The following is a 25,679-nucleotide window of genomic DNA, read 5'->3' as shown; positions in this document are numbered from 1 at the left end:
TGAAGAGCGTTCAACTTGATGGCCATTCCACCAACAGAGTAGTAAACACACTTACAGACACCGTTCGTTTTCAAGAATTGTAAATCCCTATCTCTTTTGTTAACATGATGTTACGACAATCGACCAAAGTAACAACAAACGTCCGGCACGAAACATGCTCAACATCCCAAGCATTGGTCATTTTAGTTTGCCGAATTCGATAAGGGATGCTCGAATGCTTGTGCTAACACGAAAAGTCGATGAATCGATTCAGATTGGCAACACTCAGATTACTGTCCGAATCGTCGATATTGGAAATGGGCGAGTTCGTCTAGGGATTGCAGCGCCTCCAGAAATCCGGATTGAGCGTTTGGAAAAATCCCGTCCACTGACACTGGCAACGCAAGCCAAGTAATTTTCATAGAGAGGTCATCAAGGCCCTGCGCCGGGCCATGCCTCGCACCTCGTTCATGCCCCGTTGGTGCAGTGCCAATATCACATCCCACCAAAGCGTTGCATGATCTCAGTCATCCTTGGCCATATGGTGAAGTGATTGTGACTAAAAGACGGTTGCCCACCGTTGTCACTTACGACAACGGTGGGCAACATTGCCTCTCACACAAAATTCAGCTCGAAGCACAGCCATCTTTGCTTGATCGCTTAGCTTCCGCGAGCGGCAACATCAGGGGCAGTAACATCAGGAAGCAGTGATGTTGTGAATGCCACCGTAGCTTGCGGCACCACCAGCCCTGCCAGTTTGGCTTTGTGAGATTGTTCGCACAATTCTCTTAAGAGGCTTTGCCGCTTACCCTGGTTTTCCCGCTTGATGAATCCATGCCGCCTCACTCGCAAGCTGGATGATCTCAGCCTATTGTGACGATCGTGCATGACCGAAAAATGGCTCACTCGGCCATTTCTCACCGCACGAGTCGATTCAAGATTGCTTCGCCGCGTTCGGCCCCGTATGAATAATGGCCGATGCGTTGAGATTGGTCTGCTCCGAATTCTCTCTCGGCAGCAACGTGACACTTCAGCGACAGATTTGAACCAGCATTTGAGGCATTCATGCGTAACGTGGTTTCGGTGATTCTTGGTGGTGGTAAAGGAACTCGGCTCTATCCTCTGACAAAGGATCGCTCCAAGCCGGCTGTTCCACTGGGAGGCAAGTATCGTCTGATCGATATCCCTATTTCCAACTGCCTCAACAGTGGCCTTAACCGCATCTATCTGTTGACGCAGTTCAACTCGGTCAGTTTGCACAAACACATTCGTCAGACTTATCGCTTTGATCGCTTTGACGGTGGTTTTGTCGAAATCATGGCTGCCCAGCAAACCATGGAAGGCGAAGCCTGGTACCAAGGTACAGCCGATGCGGTTCGCAAAAATATGCGGCACTTGGAGCAGAAGGGAATCGACTACGTCCTGATTCTTTCCGGCGATCAACTGTACCGGATGGACTTCCAGGACATGATTGCCTCTCATCAGAATGCCAAGGCTGATGTCACGATTGCGGCACTTCCCGTGACCCGTGAAGCGGCCCGTGGCTTTGGTGTCATGCGATTGGATGACACTGGTAAAGTGCTTGGCTTTCTTGAAAAGCCCAAGACAGACGAAGAGATTGATCTGGTAAAGACCGACCCCGCCTGGATCGATGCACGCGGCATCGAAAGCAAGGGACGCGACTGCCTTGCCAGCATGGGGATTTACCTCTTTAACCGTGATGTCCTTGTCGACTTGCTGTCGCGCAGTGATTATCACGATTTCGGTAAAGAAATTTTCCCCATGTCCATCCGCACTCACAAGGTGCAGGTTCACTTGTTTGATGGCTACTGGGAAGACATTGGAACGATCCGTTCGTTCTACGAAGCAAACCTGGATCTGGCGAAGTCCAGCCCGCCGTTCTCGCTCGCTGACTCCACGCGTCCAATTTTCACCCACGCGCGGTTTCTCCCTCCTGTTCGGTTGGAAGGGGCCACGGCCAAGCAAACGATTATTGCCGACGGATCATCGATTGGTGAAGGCTCGGTCGTCGAGAACTGCGTCATTGGCTTGCGATGCAACATTGGAAAAAACACCACGATTCGCAACACCATTATCATGGGAGCTGATTCCTATGAGAGCGAAGCCGAGTTGGAAGCCAACCGTAAGAATGGCATTCCTCCCATTGGGATCGGTGATGGCTGCGTGATTGATGGCGCGATCATCGATAAAGACTGCCGCATCGGCAACAACGTCCGCATCACCAACTGCCAGGCAGGCACATTGCCGAAAGATAGCCCGCTGGTACTTCAGGACGGTGTTCTCGTGGTTCCCAAGGGCACCACATTGCCATCGGGCTGGACACTCGATTCCACAACGACCAGTCGGTAATTCGTTGTGAATTAAGGCAACAGTGAGTGGAGAGATTCGCAGAGCGACCTGTTCGCTGAATCTCTCCACTATTCTCTGTGCGTCAAGATCCTTCCCCCTTGAAGAGCTTCCCATGAAACTCCGCCTTCCTCTTTCCGGAATGTTTTCACGAAGTTTTGCTCTGATTCCAAGGCGACTTGCCTTCGTCATGTTTGCCGCGTTGGCGGCTTGGATGGCGATGGCACCTTCAGACCTTCAGGCAGCTGATGACTTTGTCGTCTATGAGGGAGGAGAAGGGCCGGGGGCTGGCAAGCGGTTGGTCTTTCTCGCAGGCGATGAGGAATACCGTTCTGAGGAATGTCTTCCACAACTTGCCAAGATTTTAGCGGCTCGACATGGCTTTCATTGCACTGTTCTCTTTTCGGTCGATCCTGTAACAGGGAACATCAATCCCGAGAACGGAAAGTCGCTGACCGGCGCTGATGCCATCGATTCAGCCGATGCGTTTGTCATGTTACTGCGTTTTCGGCAATGGCCCGACGAAACCATGGCCCGTTTTATTAAAGCCATCGAGTCCGGCAAACCTGTAATCGCGCTTCGCACCAGCACACATGCTTTCAATTATGGAAATTCCTCCAGCCCGTTCGCCAGGTATGGTTGGAACTTCTCGAAAGACCCTGCCTGGAAAGGTGGCTTTGGCAAGCAGATTCTCGGAGAAACCTGGGTTGCCCATCACGGTGACCACAAGAAAGAAGGGACTCGGGGAGTGATTGAGCCGGCCCAAAAAGATCACCCGATCCTGCGTGGTGTGAACCACGTTTTTGGTGATACCGATGTCTACCGCGCCTCACCTCCTGCTGACGCAACGATTCTGATGCGTGGTGAAGTTACCCAGTCACTGGATCCCAATTCGCCAGCTGTCAGCGGTGCCAAAAACGATCCCATGCAGGCGATTGCCTGGACTCGCGACCACAGCCATGAGTCAGGAGCAACCAGCCGGATCTTCACCACGACGATGGGGTCAGCCACAGATATTACCAATGAAGGCGTGCGTCGAATGATTATCAACGCGGTCTTCTGGGGCCTGCACAAAGAGGCGGAAATTTCTCCGACAGCCAATGTTGCCCTGGTCGGAGAGTTTGTCCCCACGATGTATGGCTTTGGCAGCTACAAGAAAGATGTGAAGCCGGCGGATCTCAAAATGACGCCTGAAGAACTCAAAGCCGCTGCCAAATAATCGTTGGAATGATCGAGCCAGAATTTCAAAAAAATCGCCCGGTGGCCATGAGTGTCATGCCCCGGGCGTTTTTTTTATAGGCTCTTTACAATTCAGAATGCCGATGAGTCGCCATCTGCTTGAACGGCATGTTCCTGCAATTCTTCCAGAGTAACGAACTCAAGCGTCGAGATATGCGTTGCTTCCAGAACAACGGGTGGCGCGACACCATGCTCGAGAGCTTCTTTCCAGCGAATGACACATAGACACCAGCGATCGCCGGGTTTCAATCCGGGGAAATTCCATTGAGGAACCGGAGAAATCAGGTCATTCCCCCGGCTCTGCGAGAACCGCAAGAACTCTTCGGTGACCTCTGAGCAGACCAGGTGCAGACCAGAATCATCGCCGCCGGTATTACAACAGCCATCACGATAGAAACCGGTTATGGGATCGAACCCACAAGCGATCAGGGGAGTTCCCAGCACATTACTGGCTTTACGCATCAGTTTTTCCTCCAGCCAGTTCAGGCAATTTAATTTCTTGTCAGATCGAATATTTATTCAACGGATCATTAGTCAGTCCGAGTGGGCTTGGCGATATCCAGGCAAACCAATGACTTTTCATCGCGCAGGTAGAGCTTTCCGTTGGAAAGAACCGGAGCGGCCCATGTGGGGTAGCTGAGATCCTTCCACGAGGCCCGATGAAACTCTGTGTATCCTTTACGATCGAGTTTAGCGAGTGAAAGCGTTCCTCGTTCGCTCCAGAGAATAAAGTGTTCGCCCACCTGAATTTTTGATCCTCTGCCAAAAAATGGCCACGGGATTTCGGCGCCACTGGCGCGGTCACGAAGAATTCCGGTCGCCGGATCGCGTTCCAGAGTCTCTGCATCAACCAGCAGGCCGCTTTCTTCCCAGAGCAATTCACCCGTCTGCTCATCAACAGCTTGCAGCATGGCTCCATTTTCATGGCGGCCAGAGAATCCGTAAATAACCCCTGGCACACGAATCGGAGTCGACCAGTGGGCGTGCATCACTTTCTGATTTTTCCAAACCTCTTTGACACCTTGCCCGCGTGGTTGAATCTCCAGAAGTACGGAACCCGCTTCATAAGCCGCTGACAGCAGAATTTTCTGATCCCAGACCACGGGCCGGGCAGCATTGACCGATTCATGAACGCGTGGACGAAACCAGTAGTGAAAACGTTCTTGACCATTAGCAGGATCCAGCGAGACAAGTCCATGTCGCATCAGGCAGAGCAGGTGCCGCACGCCATCCACTTCGTGCACAATGGGTGAGGAATAACTGACGATCATTTCTTCGCCCGTCCAGCGGCAGGGCTTTCCCGTTGAGGTCAGGCACCCGTCCCAGGTGGATTTGCCCACGGCTTCCCAGAGGACTTGGCCGTTAGCCAGATCAAAAGCCACCACGCCCGAGTTGGGCTGCCCACCAACAAGCACGATCAGCTTTCCTTGCTCCACAATCGGCGTGCAGCCAAAGCCAAAGAAGTGTTCAGCAACATTCCAGCGTGCCGCGCAGTCCACTTCCCAAAGCCGTTTTCCTTGAACCAGATCGAGGCAGATCAGCTTTCCTTCGGGGCCAAAGGCAATCACTTTACCATCATGGATCAAGGGGGTTGCTCGCGGCCCGCCGTTGTAGCCATAAGGATCGACATAGCTGGTGGCAGATTCGTAGCGCCATCGCCTTGTGCCAGTGGAGGGATCCAGACAATCCACAAACTCCTGTTTTTTCTGGCGATGATGAACGATCAGTCGGTCGCCTTGAATCGAGGGAGCGGAGTAACCTTCCCCAATCGTTGCTTTCCAGAGAACCGGCGGGCCATTTTTCGGCCAGTCAAGATTAAGGTTCGTTTCTTTGGAAATCCCCAGATGCGTTGGCCCCAGAAAGCAGGGCCAGTCTTCTCCATCAACCCGGCCAATCGTGTATGTCAGACTCAGAACGCCGCACATGGCGATCATGACCAGTTGTCGGTTCACGACCATAGCGCAGCGCGAGGGGATAAAAAGTGACCAGTCCATGATCATTAAAGTCCTCGATTTCAGGAGAGTGCATCCAGAGCACTCTGCATGAAAACTACTCATGAATTGTCAAAGCTTAAAAGCAGGATCAAACAGGTTGTAAAGTTTTACAGCGGAGGACGTGACTACGCATGAAACCCCAAAATTAAGCCGTGATACGGCACTCAGGAGAGCACAAGCGTTTGCCAAAGGCTGGGGTCAGCGTCGATGGGAAAATCGAGACCGACCGTTAAAAACTGATCCGGCACACCGTGATGAATAAACCGCCAGTAAAATCCGATGCGAGGACTGGCGGACGGTTCATACCCCGACAGCACATTGGCAGGGAACCAGACTTCCATGGAGTATGACTGTTTCTCAATCACACTGCGACACGGGATCGATTCAGCCGAAGCCATTGTCTGTTCTTCACGAGCACGAGCAATGGGGTGTTGAAGCACATGGGGTGTGAGATGTGTTTTTCCCGTGGCAGGCAAGCAGCAGAAATGATGACAGAAGCGGGTCGCCCGGTGGACGTTCTGAGTGTTTCGGGTATCGATCCAAAGTTGCAGGCCATCGCTTTCAGTAGGGCGTTTGGTGTCACTCTGTGGCAGGCTTGGCAACTGCTCAGCGACATACCGGATCCCCAACCCTTGCGAGTTCCAGCCAGCGTAAAGCCGGAAATCGATGGGAGACGTTGCCGCTGTCGTCTGTGGCAGGTTGAGCAGCAGCGATTCCGTTGGGGGAACCCACTCGGCAGCACCCAGAGAAAACTCTGGCAAGCGCTGAATCGGCCATTCAAAACGAAAGGCAAATAAGCTGGGAATCACGCTGAGGCATCCATCAGGAACAGAAACACTCTCACGATTCAGTGAGGGCTAATCTCTGAATGATGGGTATTGCGCCACAGATTCGCAAATGCTTCCGCCATTTCCCTCAGATTCAAGGTGATCAAGCATTCAAAACGCTTAGGGCAATTCAGGGATCGGAGCCAGCGGCAGGGGAGCCAGTGGCAAGGGAACCAGCGGAACCGGAGCTAATGGCAACCCGCCCACTTCCGTAGCTGGTACGGGAATTCCGTCATCGACGGGAGGAGGTGGCGGTGGCAAGGGAAGCCAGCCTGCCACAGCCAGACCAGATTCAGGAAGCAACTCACCCGTTCCAGTCGCCGTAACGGGAACGGGGCCTCCTGTCAGCTTTGCATACCACTCGGCCAATTGTGAGTCGTGATCCTCGAGTTTTTCAATTGAATTTCCAATCCAGTTCCGCTCCTTGCCTGTTGAGCCTGGGAGTGGTTGCCAATGAATGGAAATTGTCCCATTGATAGAATCACGAATACTGATGCGGCCCCCGCCAACGTCTGCCTGAACAAGTCGCGGTTGCGCTTCACCAGAAGGCCATGCCGCACTGGTTTGAGGGATAAAAACAATTCGGGGAACCAGCGGATCTTCACGAACTGGTTTGAGCTGTTTGGGCCCGGGTTCCTTACCTTCAATGGCGGCATCAGACGTCACTTCTGAATGATCTTCATCATCAGCAACACGGGCATTGGCTTTCTTTTCCCGAGCGCGATCTTGAGCACGCTGGCGAGCGCGCGAGGCCAGTTCCCCTTTCAGAAATTCCACGAAGGCTTCATATCCTTCGGGTTGATTAGCCCGCAAATCGGGAAGACTTGTGGCTCGCCAGGCTTTGACCGACGTCCCTTCAACAGACGTCGTTGTAACCGAGATGTGAATCTCGCCGCTGGGATCACGCTTGACTTGCACTGTCCGTTTTTCAGTCGCTGCTGGTTGAATGATGACTGGTTCAGGTGCTGTGGGGGACTGTGCCGTATCTATTGATTCTGGGGCAAGTTGAACCTGTTCAGCAACGGGAGCGCTCACGGGTGAATGCTCTTGAGCAGCTAGAGAATCAACGACTCCACAGAAAGTGAAGGCGGCAATCAATTGAACGCGAAGAATACGCGATAGAGACATGATGAGAGCCCATCCTTGGGGGAAGTGGATCATCATCCTACCCACGGAATTTCTGATCGAACAGAGCAGAATTTCCGTTCCGAAAAAATAGAGATCACAACCCCTCTGATAGACAGTCAATCCCTCCAAGATTCGGCGGTAACTGCTGGTATTTTCCCTTAAGCAAACCTTCCGATCCACCAAAAGTTCGTCTGATGATCTGACTTTCCCGAGATTTTCCCCAATAGTCTCTCGCCCATCGGATTATCCCCAGGCAGGCAAACCAGAACTTTCCAGCGTATTCACTATTGAAACTCCCCAACATTGAAAAGTTCGCCGGGTGAAGAGCCATGCGGGGTTGCCAGGAGGGAAACTCTGCCGGATTGGCTCACGGGACTTGAGTGGCGCGCCCGTGACGCGATTCTTCATCCGGGTGGCGGCTGGCGACAATCAGATACAGACATCCAACGAGGAAGGCACTGGTAGCGCTGGTGGCGAACATCCAGAAAAAACCCGCCTCATCAATAATCCATCCCAGAAAGGGAGCAAAGACGAGTCCGCCCAGATCTGTCATCCCCAGGATAATGGCCGTCCCCGTGCCACGTGCTGACACAGGAAAAGCTCCTGCCCCCAAAGACACAACAGCCGGAAAGAGGATGGCATGACCGAAACCACAAATGACAGCCGGAAAAAGTAGCTGCCAGTCTTCGGTCACAAAGGGGATCATCAGATGTCCCACAGCCTGACCTATTAAGCCGCGAAAAAGCATCCAGCGACGGCCAATCGTCCAGCCCCAGTTACGAACACTGATCCGGAAGCAAAAAGCCGAAATCGCATAAGCCGTGAAGAACATCGCGATCCCACCCAATGCCCGCTCCGTAGCGAAACGGGTTAAAAAGACCGTCGTGACGGTTTGCCCCAGTCCCATCATCATCGCGGCCAAAACCACAGCCCCTGGCCAATATCGGTAAAGCAACCTCACGGCTGATTGCGGTTCGGTCATGGGTTCATGATGACCGGTCTGGGGAAATTGACGAATCAGCAGGAGGTAAACAGTGCCGATTGCTGCCGCTCCCCCAAAGAGGGCGTGAAACTGATCATGGATGTTTGGGAGCCAGCGGACGATTTGATCAGCGATGTTTGAGCCAACAATGATTCCCACAAAGCCGCTGCTTCCCAGATTGCCAATGACTTCCGTCCGGCGACTGGGAGGCACGTGGTTTTGAATATGCGTCATCGAGCAGGCGAACATTCCCGTCAGCCCGGTGTAGAAAGCAGCCCGTGCCACATACAGCGACCAGCCCAGTTCTGTTGCCATCAGAAAAACCAGGCTGCCACTGGTAAACATGGCGGCGCAAAGAGTCCAGATTAAACGGGTACCGTAGTAGTCGATGCTGCTGGAAAGCACCAGTCGGGCGAGGACGGCGACAATCAATCCCACGCTGACAATATTGCCCGTCGTTTGCTCATTCCCGCCTAGAAAATGCACTAGCTCGGCAAATCGAAACGTCAGTGCGTTCGCCATGACAGCCATGATGTTGGCCAGGTATGCCAACCAGAAAATTCGATCATAGATCGCTGGTTCCGCCAGAGGCACCAGTGACGTGACAACCGACTCAGATGCCGACGTGGCGTGAACGTTCAAAGAACATGGCTGACGAGACGTGTTGTCAGCTTCTGATTCATTCTTGCGACAGTCTGTCGCCATTTTGATCGTGTCCCAACGATGAATCAATCACAAATTCGTTTTTCAAACGGCACGACCCAGGACAAAAAAACAGCAATTTCCCGCTCGTTATCAAGTCATAAGGTCGCCAGTTATCTCCTGACGACCTTTCGACTAAAAACCCCGTAATAAGCAGCGTGACCAAAAAGAGTTAATCAAGTCTCTTATTGGCATATGCTGGTGACTTGTAGAGCTTCCGATCCAGGCGAGGCATGAACAAAGTCCAGTGCGATTCGCCATGGGGATCTTCGGCAATGGCCCGCATGAATTCATGCAGCTTGGCGTCCAGATTATCAAGCAAATGGAGTGCCATCGCTTCGGGTGTCATGGGCAAACGGGGGCTGCCAAATTCATACGTCCCATGATGACTGAGGATCAGGTGCTTCAGACGCCAGGAAAGTTCTTCAGGGAACTTTTCACTCGAAAGCTGTTCCATTTCCCGAATGCGCTCTGTCAGCATCTCGACACCAATTTGCAGGTGCCCGATGAGCTGACCTTCGTCCGTATAGAGAAACGATGATTCGTAGCTCAGTTCACGTATTTTACCGATATCATGCCAGAAGATCCCGGCGATCAGCAGATCAACGTCCAGCGTGGGATAGACTTCCACCACCCGGCGGGCAAGATCCATCAACGTAACAACATGCTCCAGCAATCCCCCATGGTAAGCATGATGTGCCTTGATTCCTGCGGGAGCCTTGGCATATCGCTCCATCAGTTCTTCATCGAGCAGGCAGCATTCACAGAGCGTCCGCAGCGGCATAGATTCCAGCCGCATCAGATGATCACGCATTCTCCCCAGCAACTGATCGATATTCGCAGGGGTTTCCGGGAGGAAATCCAGAGGATCGACAGAAGCCGCATCGATCGACTGAACACCCGCCAGAATCAGTTGGAGCACGCCCTGAAAGAGCTGCACCTTCCCGCGGATCCTTACGTACTGCCCCGCCTGAATATGTGCGACAGAGTCTTCCGAGACATTCCACATCCGGCCATTAATTACGCCCGACTTGTCGCGAAGATCCACATTCAGATAAAGCGCGGCATTGCGGTTAGCGCGCAACTGGCGATCTGCCACAAGGAAGACTTCATCGACGTTATCGCCGTCCTTGAGATCCTGGATAAGACGTCTGGCCATGAAACTCCCGTCGCAGCAGAACAATGTCAGAAGTGGGGCAATGTTGTTGGCCCGCGTATTTTTTATTGTAGGAAAGATGGCGGGTTAAGCCCCTCACCACAAGTGATCACGCGGATTTCGACCGGATCGGCCAGTCAGTGTTTCGCCAACTCCCGTAAAGTTCCCGGGATGTTGCAAGAACATCGCTTTCAAGTCAGTTCCGAGATCTTTACAATCCCGACGACCTGTATCGCTTGCTTTTTAGACTGGTCAAACCCTGCCATTTTCAAGGATGTCCGTCGTGCGCTGGTCCCAGTCATTTATTCCGACTCTCAAAGAGACTCCTTCCGATGCCGAAATTCCCAGCCATCAGTTGATGCTGCGTGCGGGGTATGTTCGCCAGCTGATGGCTGGTGCTTATACCTATCTGCCTTTGGGCTGGCGTTCGATCCGTAAAATCGAAGCCATTATTCGTGAGGAAATGGATGCCACCGGCGCGCTGGAAATGTTCATGCCCGCCTTGCAGCCCATCGACCTGTTTGAGCGCACGGGACGAAAGGACGCCTTCGGGAACGTCCTGATCAACTTTAATATCCGCCGCCAGAATCATCAGGTGCATCTGGCACTCGGCCCGACGCATGAGGAAGTCGTCACTGACCTCATGTCGCGGCACATCAGCAGCTACCGCCAGCTTCCGATGACCGTTTATCAGATCCAGACGAAATTCCGCAACGAAGAACGGCCCAGGTTCGGAGTGCTGCGCACCAGCGAATTCCTGATGAAAGACGCCTACAGCTTCCATTCATCGGTGGAATCTCTGAGCGACACGTATCAGCGAATTTACCGTGCTTATTGCCGAATTTTTGCCCGTTGTGGGCTGGAATATCTTCCGGTCGAGGCGGAAAGCGGCCCAATCGGTGGTGATGCGTCTCACGAATTCATGGTGCCTGCGGATAACGGCGAAGACCAGATCGTCTTCTGTCGCAAGACGCGCTACGCCGCCAATCTGGAACGGGCAGAGACCGGCCGCACACGGGCTGCCGTCAAGCCGGTCGACACCGCCTTGCCAGTTTCTGAAAAACTGCATACGCCCAATGTGGGAAGCATTGACGCTCTTTGTCGATTGCTCAAATGTGAACCGACGCAGCTCATCAAGACCCTCATTTTTGTGGCTGATGGGGCACCAGTCGCTGTTTTGCTGCGTGGTGATCATGAAGCGAACGAAGGAAAGATTCGACGCGCGCTGGGTGTGGCATCACTTGAAATGGCTGATGCAGCGACCGTTTTCCAGGTCTCTGGCGCTCCGATTGGTTTTGCCGGCCCTGTGGGCATCAAATGCAAAGTCATTGCAGACCATGATATTCCTGGTGTTGTCCCCGCCGTTGTCGGTGCCAATACCGAAGATTATCACATCGCCAATGTTGTTCTGGGACGAGATTTTGAATTACCCCAGACGGCTGATGGTTTCTATGAAACATTTGACCTGCGTAACGCAGCAGCCGGTGATCCCAGCCCTCGTGGCGAAGGAACATTGGAAGTGGTGCACGGCATTGAAGTCGGTCACGTCTTCAAGTTGGGCACCAAGTACAGCGTGTCGCTGAATGCCACTTTTGATGACGAAGCAGCCACCCGCCAGCCGCTGATCATGGGCTGCTATGGGATTGGTGTGAATCGTATCCTGGCATCGATGGCCGAGACCAAATTCGATGCGAATGGACTTGTTCTTCCACTCTCGATCGCTCCTTACTCGGTCGTGATTTCGACAATCGGTGTGAACGACGCCGAAGTCGATAGCCTGACAGCCAAACTGGAACAGGAACTAACCGCAGCCGGAATCGATCTGCTCATTGACGACCGGGATCAGCGTCCGGGAGTGAAATTCAAAGACGCCGATCTGATTGGAATTCCGCTCCGAGTCGTCATCGGCGGCAAAGGACTCAAGGAAGGCGTGATCGAATTGAAATGGCGACATCTCGCTGATGCCACCAAAATTCCGGTGGCTGGAGCAGGGGAGGCTATTGTGGGAGCGATTGCAGCCCGCCGGGCAGAAGAATTAGCCAGCGTTCCTGAATAGCCAGGCTTTAAGACAGTCAACTGTCAATCAGCGCAAAGAGGGCACCGCAACGAGTTGATCGCTGCGGTGCCCTCTTTTTTGTTTAATCACCAGACAAGCTGCTTGCTCTCCATCCTCCGAGAGGGGATGAGCAGCAAAAGTCAGTTAGCAGGTGAGGCTGGCGGCTTGGGAGGTGCGGGCTTGGTAATTTTGCCGGCTTGAATGTCTTTCACCACTTCAGCCAGGATCGCAGCGTTATCCGTGGCGACCACATGGGCGATTCGCGAAGCAGGAACCCCCAGTCGCGACATGATTTCCTGAGCAGTGGCCCAAAGCTTGGCCTTCTTTTTTCCTTCCGTGAGATAAAGATCGGCCACCAGCTCACTCAGCCGCTGATGATCGCTGGTATCACGATTGTCATAAAAAGACTTGATGACTTTGGACTGGTAGCGCGAGTATTCACGATCCGCCATGATGTGAACTCCGGGAAAGAGTGGAGGGTTAGGAATGTGGTGGCCAGGAATTTGAAGTGAGGCTGGTGCATTCCGTCGAAACGTCATGCACCCTGCCAAAACTCAACCAGGGCGACACACTGCTTGAAAAGACCATGGGAACGTTAGGATTTCCGCTTGTAAAAAGGAAGCTCTACGACCGTCGCAGACTCGCGTTTACCGCGGATGTCGACTTCCAGACGCGTGCCTGGTTCGGCAAAAATTGCGTCAACATAGGCCATGGAAATCGATTTCTGAAGAGTGGGCGAGAATGTCCCTGAAGTCACTTCGCCAACGATCTGGTCATTTGCCACGACAGGTGTTGTCTCTCGGGCAATCCGCTTTCCATCCAGAATCAGCCCGCAACGACGACGGGGCAGGGGCATCCCGGCGATTTTTTCCAACGCCGACTTGCCAATAAAATTGGCGTTCTTGGTCAGCTTCACAGCAAATGAAAGACCCGCAGTCAAGGGGTCGATGGCTTCTGAAAGCTCGTGACCATACAGCGGCATCGCAGCTTCCAGCCGCAATGTATCACGGCATCCCAACCCGCAAGCCATGATCCCTTCGTCTTCGCCTGCCATGAGCAGGTGATTCCAGAGAGTGCTCGCAAGATCACTGTCGACAATCAATTCGACGCCGTCCTCGCCGGTGTACCCAGTACGGCTGACAAGCACGGGTTCATCAGCCCACATCATGGGTTTGCCAGTATAATATTTCAGATCATGGACTTGATCACTGACCAGCCGGGCCGCAATCTTCAGTGCCTCTGGCCCTTGAAGTGCAATCATGGCCCGTGTCAAAGTCAGATCTTCAATGGTCACCGCATACCGGCTGGCAACGGGTGTCATCCATTCCAGCAGTTTCTCACGATTGGACGCATTGACAACCAGTTGAGGGGCATCGGGCCAGTCATAAACGAGAATGTCATCCAGAATGCCCCCTTGTTCATTGAGCATGAACCCGTAACGAATCTGGCCGGTCTTCAACCTGGAGAGATCCACTGTCTGAATCTCATCAAGGAACTCACGGGCATCAGGCCCTGTGAAGCGCAAGCGACCCATATGCGAAATATCAAACAGCCCGGCTCGTGTGCGGACCGCGTTGTGTTCTTCAACAATCCCTTTGTATTGAACAGGCATATTCCAACCGGCAAAATCAACCATGCGGCCGCCATTTGATGCATGCCAGTCGCAAAGTGGTGTCGAAAGAGGCATTGTAAGTCATCCAGAGTGTGAAGAGTGATAGAAGGCGGAGACACATTGTGACGTTGAGCGTACTTCTATTGTGCAGAATAGCAATCGTCTTGAGCAAACGAGCGTCTCGAAAACCCGCCAGATATCGATGATGTCCGATTAGAAAACCTGAGGATTTTGCCACGATCAAGAATGATAGGCCGATTGCTGGCGATGCCCAACCAGAGAGAACCTGATTGTGCAGGAATACCTCAGGATGAAACGATGATAAGGCATCATCTCACAATCATGGTTTCGTTTTCCTCACTTCAATTTATTAACCATAGGCCGGTTCATTGATGAATGAGACTCGTCGCCCTTCTAAATCGCCACGACGCCGGGCAGGGAAAAAGCAGGATCCTGCGCCAGCACCTCCTGCAAAGCCCGTCGCGGGATCAATGGCGGGAAATGAGCCGCGTTTTACGAAATATGAGGGGTATTTCTGGCCTCTCGTCGTGATGATGTTTTTAGTGCAGGCCATCCTGGCTGTGGATGCTGCCTGGAGATGGTCACCCACCCACGATGAATACTGGCATCTTCCTTTAGGAATTTTCTACTGGCAAACGGGTGACTGGCGCGTTGACCCGATTAACCCTCCCCTCGTGCGATTGTGGGCCAGCCTGCCGTTGGTGCTTGGTGGAACAACTCTTGTGCTTCCGCCAGAAGTTTATGGCCCGAACACGATTCCAACAGCCGAGCAGATTGGCGATCTTTTCAGTACGCAGTTTGGTGACAGTTATCGCTGGCAGTTTTTTCTTGGTCGACTGATGATGATTCCTTTGGGGAGCATCACAGGTCTATTAGTGACAATTTGGTCGCGGCGATGGTTTGGTCCCTGGGCAGGGGTGCTGGCAGCGGCTCTCTGGGTCACATGCCCGACTCTGCTGGCACATTCTGTTCTTGTCGCCCATGACATCCCGGCAACGTTGGGAACCGTGGGCACGGTTGCCGCCTGCGTCGCGTGGCGGTCACGTCCTTCCTGGAGGAAAGCCATACTCTGGGGAGTTATTCTCGGATTGGCTCTGCTCACCAAGCTCACGACAGTCTTTGTGTTACCGATTTGTTTTGCTGCCTGGCTCCTGCTGCCGACAGACAATCCCTTAATCGGATGGAAAACGCTGGTTGGTCAGTGGTTCAGTGGGTTGATGGCCGCATGGGCGATACTCAATCTTCAATTTGGCACCCTGGCGATTTTCCCCCCACCCTATCTGGCGGAATGGGCCGAATTGCGGCACATCCTGGCGACGCCGCACCCCGTATTTCTCGATGGAGAATGGCAAACTCAAGGTTTCAAACAGTATTACTTCTGGGCCTTGGTTTATAAGCTGCCGATGGGAACATGGGCGGCCATCATTTTGGCCATGATCTGGGTCGTGAGGCCTCCCCGAACAAGCCTCACACTCAGACGATCATTACTTCTAGTGGTCGCCATCCTGACTTATGTCGTTCCCGCCAGCCTTTCCGAAAATCAACTGGGACTTCGCTACATTTTCCCGGCGTTCCCGTTCCTGATCGTGTTTGCATCACAAGCGGCAGGCTGGTGGTCGTATCAGAGTTCAAAATTCCCTGGATACATCATGACAGTGGTGTTAACCAGCCTGCCATTGGCGCTGAGACATCACCCCCATCATCTCGCCTATTTTAATCAACTGGTCGGTGGGGCGCCGGGCGGTCTCTATCGTCTGGCTGACTCCAATCTGGATTGGGGGCAGGATCTCTACGGCTTGCGGGATGAAATCCAGAGGAGGAAACTGACAAAAGTCAGAATCGCCTATTTTGGAAGTTTCCGCCCCGCACTCATTGGTCTCACAGGCGATTCACCACCCGGTTTTTCACCGGAACCAGGTTGGTACGCCGTCAGTGCCAACTACGTTCAGGGCCGCCCCCATGCCTTAAGGCTGTCCGGCCAAGCATCACGCGCTGTTGGTCTCGATGAGTTCGGCTACTTCCGATTCTTTGAACCAGAAAAGCGAATTGGGGATTCGATCTTTCTCTATCACCTGACAGAAAAAGACATCCAGCGTTATCACACATTTCGCGAGAGCGCGCTGAGTCAACCGTGAGCAATGCTCAGAGAACTCACTCATAAGAGGCCGGTAAAACTCTCCACTGGCCTCTTAAGTTTTCGGCGAAGGCCATTAATCCTGATCGGAAACCAGTAACGCTCTGAGATATTCACGATTGAGCTTCGCAATACTGGCGAGCGGGATTCCCGCAGGGCAGGCTGCGGCGCACTCACCGGTGTTGGTACAGTTGCCAAACCCTTCTTTGTCCATCGTTGCCACCATCTTCAGCACCCGCTCGTTTTTCTCAGCCGCACCTTGTGGCAGATGGGCCAGATGAGAAACTTTGGCTGAAGTAAAGAGCATGGCCGAAGCGTTTTTGCACGAGGCCACGCAGGCTCCACAGCCAATGCAGGCGGCGTTATCCATCGCCTTTTCCTGCATCGTTTTGGGGACGGGAACCGAGTTGCCGTCAGGTGCATTCCCGGTATTCACCGAAACATAACCACCCGAAGCAATAATCCGATCAAACGCTGCCCGATCAACCACCAGATCCTTAATCACCGGAAAAGCATTCGCTCGCCAGGGTTCAAGAACCAGCGTGTCGCCATTTTTGAACCGGCGCATGTGCAACTGACAGGTTGTGGTGTTGTTATCCGGGCCGTGTGGCTGCCCGTTGATCATGACGCCGCACGTTCCACAGATGCCTTCACGGCAATCATGGTCAAAAGCGACTGGCTCTTCACCCTTGATAATAAGCTGATCATTGAGCACGTCCAGCATTTCCAGGAACGACATATCGGGAGAAATGTCGGTAAGCTCGTATGTCACCAGCTTTCCCTGAGCCTCAGCAGATGCCTGACGCCAGACCTTGACCGTCAACTTCATGCCGTCACTGTGTTGTGTCACACCGTGTTGCGAAATACCGTGTTGTGCAATCATCGGAAAGGGCCTGAATCTCTCTGGGATGCTACCGGTTGTTTGAATATGCGGCAGCCATCAATGTATTCGAGTGAAATTTTCCGCCGAGATTTTTTGACTATTTATAGCTACGTGTTGCCAGCTTGATTTCTTCAAAGGTGAGTGGTTCCTTCCAGAGAGCAGGTTCGTTTCCGACTCCCTTGAATTCCCAGGCCCCGACGTAGCAGAAGTTTTCATCGTCGCGTTTGGCTTCGCCTTCTTCGGTCTGGTACTCCTCACGGAAGTGACCGCCGCATGACTCTTCCCGGTGCAGGGCATCGATCGCCAGCAGTTCGGCAAACTCCATGAAGTCGCCGACCCGACCCGCATACTCAAGATTCTGATTGAGTGTGTTGGCAGACCCCACCACTTTGACATTCGTCAGATATTCATCGCGGAGCACACGAATTTCTTCGATGGCTTTCTGCAGGCTGGCAGAGGTGCGTCCCATGCCCACGTTATCCCACATGATGTGACCCAGAGACCGATGGAAGTCCTGAACTGTTCGCTGCCCCTTCGTATTGAGGACAGCTTCTACCCGGTTGCGGGATTCAATAAGTGCATCTTTAGCGGCCGGATGATCGGTCGTCACCTTGGGCAGCTTGGTCGTCGCCAGATGGTTTCCAATGGTATAGGGCAGAACGAAGTATCCGTCTGCCAGCCCTTGCATCAAAGCACTGGCCCCGAGTCGGTTGGCACCGTGATCTGAGAAATTCGCTTCGCCCAGAACGAACAGCCCTGGAATATTGCTTTGCAGATTATAATCAACCCATAACCCGCCCATCGTGTAATGAAGAGCCGGATAGATCCGCATCGGTTGCTTGTAGGGATCTTCCGCAGTGATGCGTTCGTACATATGGAAGAGGTTGCCATATTTATCACGAACCACATTCTCACCATCTCGGCGGATGGCATCACGGAAATCCAGGAAGACGGAGAGTCCATTAGGGCCGACACCATAGCCCGCGTCGCAGCGCTCTTTAGCCGCCCGACTGGAAACGTCTCGTGGTGCCAGATTACCGAATGAAGGGTAGCGGCGTTCCAGGTAGTAATCGCGTTCGTCGTCAGGAATTTGTTCCGGTGGTCGCGTGTCGTTCTTTTTAAGGGGAACCCAGACACGGCCATCATTGCGGAGGCTTTCGCTCATCAATGTCAGCTTGGACTGATGGTCGCCTGAAACGGGAATGCAGGTCGGATGAATTTGTGTGTAGCAGGGGTTGGCAAACAGCGCCCCACGTCTGTGACAACGCCAAGCGGCCGTCACATTACAACTTTTGGCATTGGTCGAAAGGTAATAGACGTTGCTATAACCACCGGTGCAAAGTACCACGGCATCGGCGACGTAGGTTTCAAACTCACCGGTTTTCAGATTTCTCGTCACGATCCCGCGAGCGACACCATCGATAACAATGAGGTCACTCATTTCACGCCAGGTATAGAGCTTGACACGACCGGCATCGACCTGCCGCATCATGGCCTGATAGGCTCCCAGCAGCAGCTGCTGGCCGGTTTGTCCCTTGCAATAGAACGTTCGCGAAACCTGTGCACCACCAAACGACCGGTTGGAAAGTGTTCCCCCATATTCGCGGGCAAAAGGAACTCCCTGCGCGACACATTGATCAATGATGTTCGTGCTGACAGAGGCCAGTCGATAGACATTGGACTCACGGGCGCGGAAATCGCCACCTTTGATTGTATCGTAAAAGAGCCGCCAGACGCTGTCACCATCGTTCTGATAGTTCTTGGCGGCGTTAATCCCCCCTTGAGCTGCGATACTGTGCGCCCGACGGGGAGAATCCTGCACGCAGAAGGAGAGGACGTTGTAGCCTAACTCACCGAGCGAGGCCGCCGCTGAACCGCCAGCCAAGCCTGTCCCCACCACAATGACGGTGTATTTTCGCTTATTGGCAGGATTAACGAGCTTGAGATCCTGCTTGTACTTGGGCCAGCGTTCCGCCATGGGGCCGGTAGGACACTTGCCATCAAGAATACCGACTTCAGTTGCCAGAGACATCAAATGGCCTTGTCAAATGCAGTAGGAAAAGTGTCAGTGAATCGCTGAAGTTGATGTTTTAACTAGAGCATTGTCAACGTTTAAAAGCCAGGTTGAACAGATTGTAAAGTCCGACAACGGAGGACGTTACCACGCATGAAACCTCAAGATAAAGCCGTGACACGGCACTAATGAACGTTATTGACCGTGAGAAGGACGACTTTATTTATGGTCTACTTTGAATTGTAGAGCATAGAAATAATGGATCATCCCGGCGCCGCTCATGGTGAATATTATACCTTGTTAATGATCGTCTGGTTTTTCTGTCGTCCCGGAGACACTACCCGTTGCCGGAGCAGAGACTGTGGCTTTACCGCTTCTGGCCACCATTCCGGGAACCAGCAGCGGCAAGCTGGCAAACCCCAGACCAATCGCCACACCGAATGCGATCGAGGTCTTATGAATGATCCCGTTGTACTTGGGATGATTGATCCCTAGTGATTGAAATGCACTCGCAAAGCCATGAGACAAATGGAACCCGAGGATGATCGGGCCAACAATGTAGGCGATACGACTGAGAGGATTGGAAATCGCCTGGATGGTGATCGCGTAAGGCGTGGTGTCGTAGTTAATTCCTGGCCGAATGCCAATTCGCAGATCCACCATGTGAAGCAACAGGAAGCCGAGGATGATTGAGCCGGAAATGAACATCCAGTTGTGGGCGGGAGCTGGCAGAACCAGATCCTGCTGCTTTGATTCCTTCATGGCATATCGCTGCTTGCGAGCCTTGCGATTTTCAATTGTCGTGACGAATGCCAGATAGATATGCGCGACGAAGAGCAGGAGCAGGCCTAACTCCACCAGAGGGAGAAGCTTCTGGTGGTGAATCCACGAGGCGTACTCGTTGAAGTCTTTTTCACCCTTGAAAAGCAACAAGTTTCCGGCCAAGTGACCCACCAGAAAGCCGCACAGCAGCAGACCGGTCAGCGCCATGATGAATTTTCGGCCGATGGAGGAGTTCAGCAGTCGATGCAACCACTTCAGGTTGAGCCGTCGCGCCAGATTTCCTGAGGCTGACGATGGTGCCGAGTCCATTTTCAAAGAATCCTTTGTGATGTATTAGGCGAGATCGACTGGTACTTCACGACCTGGTTTTTAGTGCTGTGATCTTTTTCCGGGGACTCTCATTCAGTTCCCCCCAAAACAACACGTCCTGCGGCAATGTTCTGATAATGGTTTCGGAGAGAATCAGGCTGACGATTTGCTCTAATCTTCCAATAGACCCAAAACTTGCCGAATTCCTGAGACCATCAGCGTTCAAAACATCTTTAGAGTTGATGATTTTTTCTCAAATCAGGATTTTTCCGTCTCGTTGGTCGAGTAAGAATGATCCCTTTCCATGAATCATAGCCAAACAGCGCCAGACTTCCATCGACAGAAATTCGTAACGCATTAAAACAACAGTGATTGCGGAAAATGCGTCTTTGAAGATCAGCGGTGTTTTTTGGAAGACTTCTTCTTGTCACTGCTTGTTTTCCCCGCTTTCTTGCGGAATCCGCCTCGTGGCCCGGCCTTAGCCTTATCTCCTGGAAAACGCGAGGCTCGACGGTTCTTCTGGCGAATCGGTGCCTGGCCTTCTCCTGTCGCACTTCCATCGAGGCTCTGCGACGCCGCTCCTGCCGTTGCTGCATCGCCTGTTCCCTTTGACACAATCCGAAAGTTTAGCTCTCGTTTGGCGGCATCCACACTGGCGACTTGCACGCGAACGGGATCTCCCAGCCGAAAAACTCGTCCCGAACGACGCCCAATCACCGCATGTGCAATGGGATCAACGTCATAATAATCTGACGGCAATTCGGAGAGATGAACCAGGCCTTCAGCGGGAAGCTCGACACCCTGGCAGAAGAGACCAAACCGCTCAACGCCTGTGATGGTGGCGTCGAGTTCCATGCCGATTTTGTCCGAAAGATAGCGGATCAAGCGGATTTTGATCAGTTCGCGTTCTGCTTTTTCCGCCCGACGTTCGGTTTGCGAGCAAGAGCGTCCCAGTTCATGGAGCTGACCCTCGGAAAGCTGATCGGCTCGTGACGATTTTGATTTTTTCTTACCACTGGCAGGACGTTCGGCAGTCGTCTGTACGATTCCCGAAAAAGACGTATCGGCAATCACATGTTCCAGCAAACGATGGACAGTCAGATCCGGATAGCGACGGATGGGACTGGTAAAGTGGCAATAATGATCAACCGCCAGGGCGTAGTGGCCAAGTTCCTGTGGTGAATACTCGGCCTGCTTCAAACTGCGGAGCAGGGCGTAATTAAGGGGAAATGCTTCCGGTTTCCCAGCGACTTCATTCAGCAGAGCCTGAACCGCCTTCCGGTCTTGCGGCCGCTCCAGATCGTAGCCCAACGTTTCGACAAACTTGGCGAAGTTTGTCATCCGAAGTTCATCCGGGCTGCCATGAACTCGCCGGAGAAACAGCCAGCCTCGACGGTAAAACTCTTCCGCCACAGCCACGTTGGCTGCCAGCATGAATTCTTCAATGATCTGATGGCTGGCATCGTGATGAGCACGGTGCGCTCCCGTGACATCTCCTTCTTTGTTGGCATCCAGCTCAACTTCGCCCAGAGAAAGCTCCAGTGCCCCCCGTGAGAATCGCCGTTCTCGCAGGAGCATGGCCAGTTCATACATTTTCTCCAGCAGTTGGCAGATTCCTTCAGCCACTGGTTCTCCCGGAGGCGCAGGGTGAGTCGCGGGATCTTGCCGATGTTGCAGCAAGGGCATGACTTGTTCATAGGCAAATCGCTGCCGGACTTTGATAGCGGCATTCGCGAAAGAGGTGTGCTTCACCAGGCCATCCGGTGCGTACTCAATAAACGCACTCTTCACATAGCGGACTTTGTCCTGCTGTAAACTGGCCAGGGCGTTTGACAGCACTTCGGGCAGCATGGGCAGGACTTTACCAGGCAAATAGACGCTGTTGCCACGACGAATGGCTTCGTTGTCGAGGGCCGTGCCTGGACGAACAAAATGAGCCACATCAGCAATATGCACCCCCAGAGTCCAGGAGCCATCGTCGTGACGTTTCAATGAAATGGCGTCGTCAAAATCCCGGGCAGTGAGCGGGTCGATGGTCACGATCAGATCGTTGGTCAGATCCAGTCGCTCCCCCAGATCTTCTTCATTAAAAAGCTGAGCCTGCAAGCGGGCTTCATCCAGAACCGCTTCAGGGAATTCATCGGGAAGTCCAAATTCATAAATGATGGATTGCAGATCGACTCCCGGCTCACCACGTTTCCCGAGGACCTTGATCAAGACGGCCTCACCAGGCGTGTTTGGCTCTGGAAAATGAACCATCTCAATCACAACCTGGTCGCCCGGCTGGACTCCCTTCGCACCGGGATCACCCACTGAAATCGGGCTTTCAAAGCGACTGTTATCGACAGTGACATAGCCCTTGCCGCGCGACTCATGATAGGCTCCAACGAACTGAGTGGTGGCCCGTTCAAGCACCTCTTGCACACGAACAGCCAGTCCCCCTTTGGGGCCACGCTTTTTCAGCAGGGTGGCGGACACTTTATCGCCAGTGAGAGCCGAACCTGCGTCTTCAATACTGACCGTGTAAGGTTCAAAATCCCGGGACTGAGGAGCACCCTCAGGAGTGAACCAGGCGTGGCCGCGAGCTGATCGACGGATGGTGCCAATCAAAAGATGCTGTGCCACGGGAATTTTCAGCAGCCCACCTGGCGACCGATAAATTCGTTTCGCTTCGATAAGCACTTCCAGCGCCGCCCGGAACTTTGTCCAGTCGTGTTTCTGAGCACCCACCTCTTTCGCCACCTGCTGCCATTTGAGCGGTGTATAAGCAGGATGTGTGATCACACTCAGAATTTGGGCTTGCCAGTCGGCCATTAAGAAACTCCCGTCCTGTTCGCATTTGAAGGGTTGCAACCCCTCGCAGACCTCAAGCGTAAAGAAGGAGTCACTAAAGTGCGAGGAGGAACGAGAGGAAGAACCTGAGTTGCACCGTTCATAGTTTGAACTTGGGAACTCCTGCCACGAAGCGATTATGTTCTTGGCGTGATTCGCGGCGGTGTATAAAAAGTGCGAACATCAATGGCGAACATTCCTGCCCGATGTGCCGCTTCAATCCCGGGGTTCACATCTTCAAAGACGATACAACGCGCGGGGGGCGTCTTGAGTCGGCGGGCTGCTTCCAGAAAGATCCCCGGATCAGGCTTATGGGTCGGCACATCTTCACAGGTGACAATGGTATCGAACAGTTCCGGTGAAAGGCCGATACTCTTAAGCACCCCCAGGCAGACGAGCGGTAAGCCGCCTGTCGCGACCGCCATCGGGAGTTTGCCGTGATAATAATGAACAGCTTCCACGACCTGAGGAATCGGAGGAACGAGGTTCAACTTCTGGATAAACAGTTCTTCCTTATGCCTGACCATCCCCGCGAGGTCGACCTGGAGACCAAACCGCTGAATCATCGTTTCGGCCACAATCTTCGTGGGCCAACCGCCCATCGCGTAGAACTCATCCTCACTCATTGTGGCCCCATAGGGGGCCAGCGTTTCCTCCCAGGCAACGTAGTGCATGGGCATGGAATCGCCGAGGGTTCCATCACAATCGAAGATGATGGCATCAAAAGAAAGATCAGCAGGGATCACGGAAGGACGTAGAGGCTCTGTCACCTGTGCAGCCATGAAAAGATCCTCTCCGATACAATCACATGCCTATGAATTAGAAGTTCAACTACCAGAGATCACTGGGCCATGTCATGGCTTTATATTGAAGTTGATCGCACCGCAACGTCCTTTGCTGTCAGACGTTACAACTGGTTCAACCCTGATTTTCAAGTTTGACGAACCACTGGTCTAACCACCTGTGGCACCGTTGTTTGTGATGCTGGCATTCGCAGAACTGGTGGCCAGGGCACGCTCCTGATGGCGCTGCAGGGCGGCTTTGATAAAACCATCGAACAAGGGGTGCGGGGTCTGTGGTTTGGATTTGAACTCGGGATGGAATTGAACAGCGGTAAACCAGGGGTGTCCTTCCAACTCAATGGCTTCGACCAGACTGCCATCAGGGCTGGTGCCAACAAGTTTCATCCCCGCAGCCGAAAACTGCTCGCGATATTCCGGGTTGAATTCATAGCGGTGACGATGGCGTTCGGAAATTTCACTTTTTCCGTAAGCTTTTGAGATGAGAGAGCCTTCCGCCAGTCTGCAGGGCTGTGCCCCCAAACGCATCGTACCTCCACGGTGAGTGACGTGCTTCTGCTCTTCCAGGAGGCAGATGACCGGATGGTCTGTCTCGGCAACAAACTCGGTGCTGTTGGCGTTCTTATGTCCTAAAACATCACGGGCAAACTCAATAACCGCCACCTGCATTCCGAGGCAGATACCGAAGTAAGGAATCTTATGATTACGGGCAAACCGGACAGCGCGGATTTTCCCCTCAATCCCCCGTCGACCGAAGCCACCCGGAACCAAAAGTCCGTCCACACCTGCAAGCACCGCTGCCGGATCCTGCTGTTCAAGCTCTTCGGCTTCAATCCGCTTCACAATGATCCGGGAATCATATTTGAACCCGGCATGGTCAAGCGATTCATAGATGGATTTATAAGCATCCCGGTGTTCGATGTACTTGCCAACCACAGCAATCGTCACGTCATGCTGGGGATTGCGAATTTTGTGAACCAGGGCTTCCCAGCCCTCCATTTTTCGTTCGCCCGCCTTGAGGCCCAGCTTACGCACAATCAGGTCATCGAGACCGTGGTCAATTAATCCCAAGGGAACTTCATAAATAGAAAACTCCGTGTCCATTTCTTCAATGACGGCGTTTTTTTCCACGTTACAGAAGAGGCCAATTTTTTCCGCGTTATCGCGTCCCAGTGGGCGTTCACAGCGAATGATCAACACATCGGGCTGAATACCGATCTGGCGCAACTGTTGAACACTGTGCTGAGTCGGCTTGGTTTTGAGTTCACGAGCCGCTTTCAGGTAAGGGACCAGTGTCAAATGAATGAACAGACAGTTTTCGCGACCGATATCGAGCGGAATCTGGCGGATCGCTTCCAGGAAGGGGAGGCCCTCGATATCGCCCACCGTCCCGCCCAGTTCGGTGATGACCACATCGACATCTGGCCCGGCAAGTTTGAGAACCGAGTTCTTGATCTCGTCGGTGATATGAGGGACGACCTGCACGGTGCCGCCCAGATATTTTCCCTGGCGTTCCTTCTCGATCACCTTGAGATAGATCCGGCCTGAAGTGAAATTGGAATCGCGGGTCAGGGGGCTGTCAGTGAACCGTTCGTAATGACCCAGGTCGAGATCGGTCTCGGCCCCGTCATCCAGCACATAAACTTCACCATGCTGGTAAGGGCTCATTGTGCCGGGATCGACATTGATGTACGGATCGAGCTTCTGCATTCGGACACGGAGGCCGCGGCTCTCCAGAATCGTGCCGATCGACGCCGACGTCAGCCCTTTGCCCAAAGAACTGACCACGCCACCCGTCACGAAAATATGCTTGGACATCCGCGAAACGATCCTCTTTGGCATTCCGTCCACCCAGAAATTG

Annotated in this window: 20 protein-coding genes; 5 read left to right on the top strand and 15 right to left on the bottom strand. The window is 53.1% G+C overall.

Features of this window, described 5'->3' with window-relative positions; translation table 11 throughout:
• The first annotated feature begins 214 nt into the window (after window positions 1–214).
• Window positions 215–394, top strand: coding sequence for a carbon storage regulator (locus SH287x_RS05050; protein ID WP_479517366.1), 180 nt, complete (start codon window positions 215–217; stop codon window positions 392–394).
• A 245-nt stretch (window positions 395–639) separates the two neighbouring features.
• Here SH287x_RS05050 and SH287x_RS05045 read toward each other — a convergent pair whose 3' ends face one another.
• A complete protein-coding gene (locus SH287x_RS05045; protein ID WP_479517364.1) occupies window positions 640–885 on the bottom strand; it encodes a hypothetical protein in 246 nt (81 codons plus the stop codon).
• A 159-nt stretch (window positions 886–1,044) separates the two neighbouring features.
• Here SH287x_RS05045 and SH287x_RS05040 point away from each other — a divergent pair, with 159 nt between their 5' ends.
• Window positions 1,045–2,349 carry a glucose-1-phosphate adenylyltransferase gene (locus SH287x_RS05040; protein WP_479517362.1) on the top strand — a complete coding sequence of 435 codons (1,305 nt, stop codon included), beginning with the start codon at window positions 1,045–1,047 and terminating at the stop codon, window positions 2,347–2,349.
• A 112-nt stretch (window positions 2,350–2,461) separates the two neighbouring features.
• Entirely contained in the window at window positions 2,462–3,565 is a 1,104-nt protein-coding gene (locus SH287x_RS05035; RefSeq protein WP_479517360.1) for a hypothetical protein, read from the top strand.
• A 92-nt stretch (window positions 3,566–3,657) separates the two neighbouring features.
• Here the strand turns inward: SH287x_RS05035 and SH287x_RS05030 are convergent, their stop codons facing one another.
• From SH287x_RS05030 to SH287x_RS05005, 6 genes are all read right to left on the bottom strand, one after another.
• Entirely contained in the window at window positions 3,658–4,047 is a 390-nt protein-coding gene (locus SH287x_RS05030) for a DUF2237 family protein (protein WP_479517358.1), read from the bottom strand.
• A 68-nt stretch (window positions 4,048–4,115) separates the two neighbouring features.
• Window positions 4,116–5,579, bottom strand: coding sequence for an outer membrane protein assembly factor BamB family protein (locus SH287x_RS05025; protein ID WP_479517356.1), 1,464 nt, complete (start codon window positions 5,577–5,579; stop codon window positions 4,116–4,118).
• Between the two features lie 164 nt (window positions 5,580–5,743).
• The gene (locus tag SH287x_RS05020; RefSeq protein ID WP_479517354.1) at window positions 5,744–6,388 is read right to left on the bottom strand and encodes a DOMON domain-containing protein; all 645 of its coding nucleotides are present in this window, start codon (window positions 6,386–6,388) and stop codon (window positions 5,744–5,746) included.
• A 138-nt stretch (window positions 6,389–6,526) separates the two neighbouring features.
• On the bottom strand, window positions 6,527–7,534 hold the full coding sequence (locus tag SH287x_RS05015; protein WP_479517353.1) for a hypothetical protein: 1,008 nt from the start codon (window positions 7,532–7,534) through the stop codon (window positions 6,527–6,529).
• A gap of 367 nt (window positions 7,535–7,901) precedes the next feature.
• A complete protein-coding gene (locus SH287x_RS05010) occupies window positions 7,902–9,221 on the bottom strand; it encodes an MFS transporter (RefSeq protein ID WP_479517351.1) in 1,320 nt (439 codons plus the stop codon).
• 169 nt (window positions 9,222–9,390) lie between these two features.
• Complete coding sequence (locus SH287x_RS05005; protein ID WP_479517350.1) at window positions 9,391–10,377, bottom strand: 3'-5' exoribonuclease YhaM family protein; 987 nt, start codon at window positions 10,375–10,377, stop codon at window positions 9,391–9,393.
• A gap of 280 nt (window positions 10,378–10,657) precedes the next feature.
• Here SH287x_RS05005 and SH287x_RS05000 point away from each other — a divergent pair, with 280 nt between their 5' ends.
• Entirely contained in the window at window positions 10,658–12,430 is a 1,773-nt protein-coding gene (locus SH287x_RS05000) for a proline--tRNA ligase (protein ID WP_479517349.1), read from the top strand.
• Between the two features lie 140 nt (window positions 12,431–12,570).
• On the opposite strand, the gene SH287x_RS04995 is transcribed toward SH287x_RS05000, so the two are convergent.
• Both SH287x_RS04995 and gcvT read right to left on the bottom strand, forming a co-directional pair.
• Window positions 12,571–12,882, bottom strand: coding sequence for a hypothetical protein (locus SH287x_RS04995; RefSeq protein WP_479517348.1), 312 nt, complete (start codon window positions 12,880–12,882; stop codon window positions 12,571–12,573).
• 143 nt (window positions 12,883–13,025) lie between these two features.
• A complete protein-coding gene (gene gcvT / locus SH287x_RS04990) occupies window positions 13,026–14,117 on the bottom strand; it encodes a glycine cleavage system aminomethyltransferase GcvT (RefSeq protein ID WP_479517347.1) in 1,092 nt (363 codons plus the stop codon).
• A gap of 317 nt (window positions 14,118–14,434) precedes the next feature.
• Between gcvT and SH287x_RS04985 the strand changes: the two genes are divergently transcribed.
• On the top strand, window positions 14,435–16,198 hold the full coding sequence (locus tag SH287x_RS04985; RefSeq protein ID WP_479517346.1) for an ArnT family glycosyltransferase: 1,764 nt from the start codon (window positions 14,435–14,437) through the stop codon (window positions 16,196–16,198).
• 75 nt (window positions 16,199–16,273) lie between these two features.
• Here the strand turns inward: SH287x_RS04985 and SH287x_RS04980 are convergent, their stop codons facing one another.
• The 6 genes from SH287x_RS04980 to pyrG form a co-directional block, all read right to left on the bottom strand.
• A complete protein-coding gene (locus SH287x_RS04980; protein WP_479518664.1) occupies window positions 16,274–17,026 on the bottom strand; it encodes a succinate dehydrogenase/fumarate reductase iron-sulfur subunit in 753 nt (250 codons plus the stop codon).
• 151 nt (window positions 17,027–17,177) lie between these two features.
• A complete protein-coding gene (locus SH287x_RS04975) occupies window positions 17,178–19,112 on the bottom strand; it encodes a fumarate reductase/succinate dehydrogenase flavoprotein subunit (RefSeq protein WP_479517344.1) in 1,935 nt (644 codons plus the stop codon).
• A 282-nt stretch (window positions 19,113–19,394) separates the two neighbouring features.
• Window positions 19,395–20,186 (bottom strand): succinate dehydrogenase cytochrome b subunit, encoded by a 792-nt coding sequence (locus tag SH287x_RS04970; RefSeq protein WP_479517343.1) that lies wholly within the window; start codon window positions 20,184–20,186, stop codon window positions 19,395–19,397.
• Between the two features lie 396 nt (window positions 20,187–20,582).
• A complete protein-coding gene (gene rnr, locus SH287x_RS04965; RefSeq protein WP_479517342.1) occupies window positions 20,583–23,000 on the bottom strand; it encodes a ribonuclease R in 2,418 nt (805 codons plus the stop codon).
• A gap of 155 nt (window positions 23,001–23,155) precedes the next feature.
• Window positions 23,156–23,800 carry an HAD family hydrolase gene (locus SH287x_RS04960; protein WP_479517341.1) on the bottom strand — a complete coding sequence of 215 codons (645 nt, stop codon included), beginning with the start codon at window positions 23,798–23,800 and terminating at the stop codon, window positions 23,156–23,158.
• 171 nt (window positions 23,801–23,971) lie between these two features.
• Entirely contained in the window at window positions 23,972–25,636 is a 1,665-nt protein-coding gene (gene pyrG, locus SH287x_RS04955; RefSeq protein ID WP_479517339.1) for a CTP synthase, read from the bottom strand.
• Between the last annotated feature and the right edge of the window lie 43 nt (window positions 25,637–25,679).

The organism is Planctopirus sp. SH287 (assembly GCF_056500625.1).
Note: the sequence above shows the minus strand (reverse complement) of the source record. Positions and strands in the feature narration are given on the sequence as shown.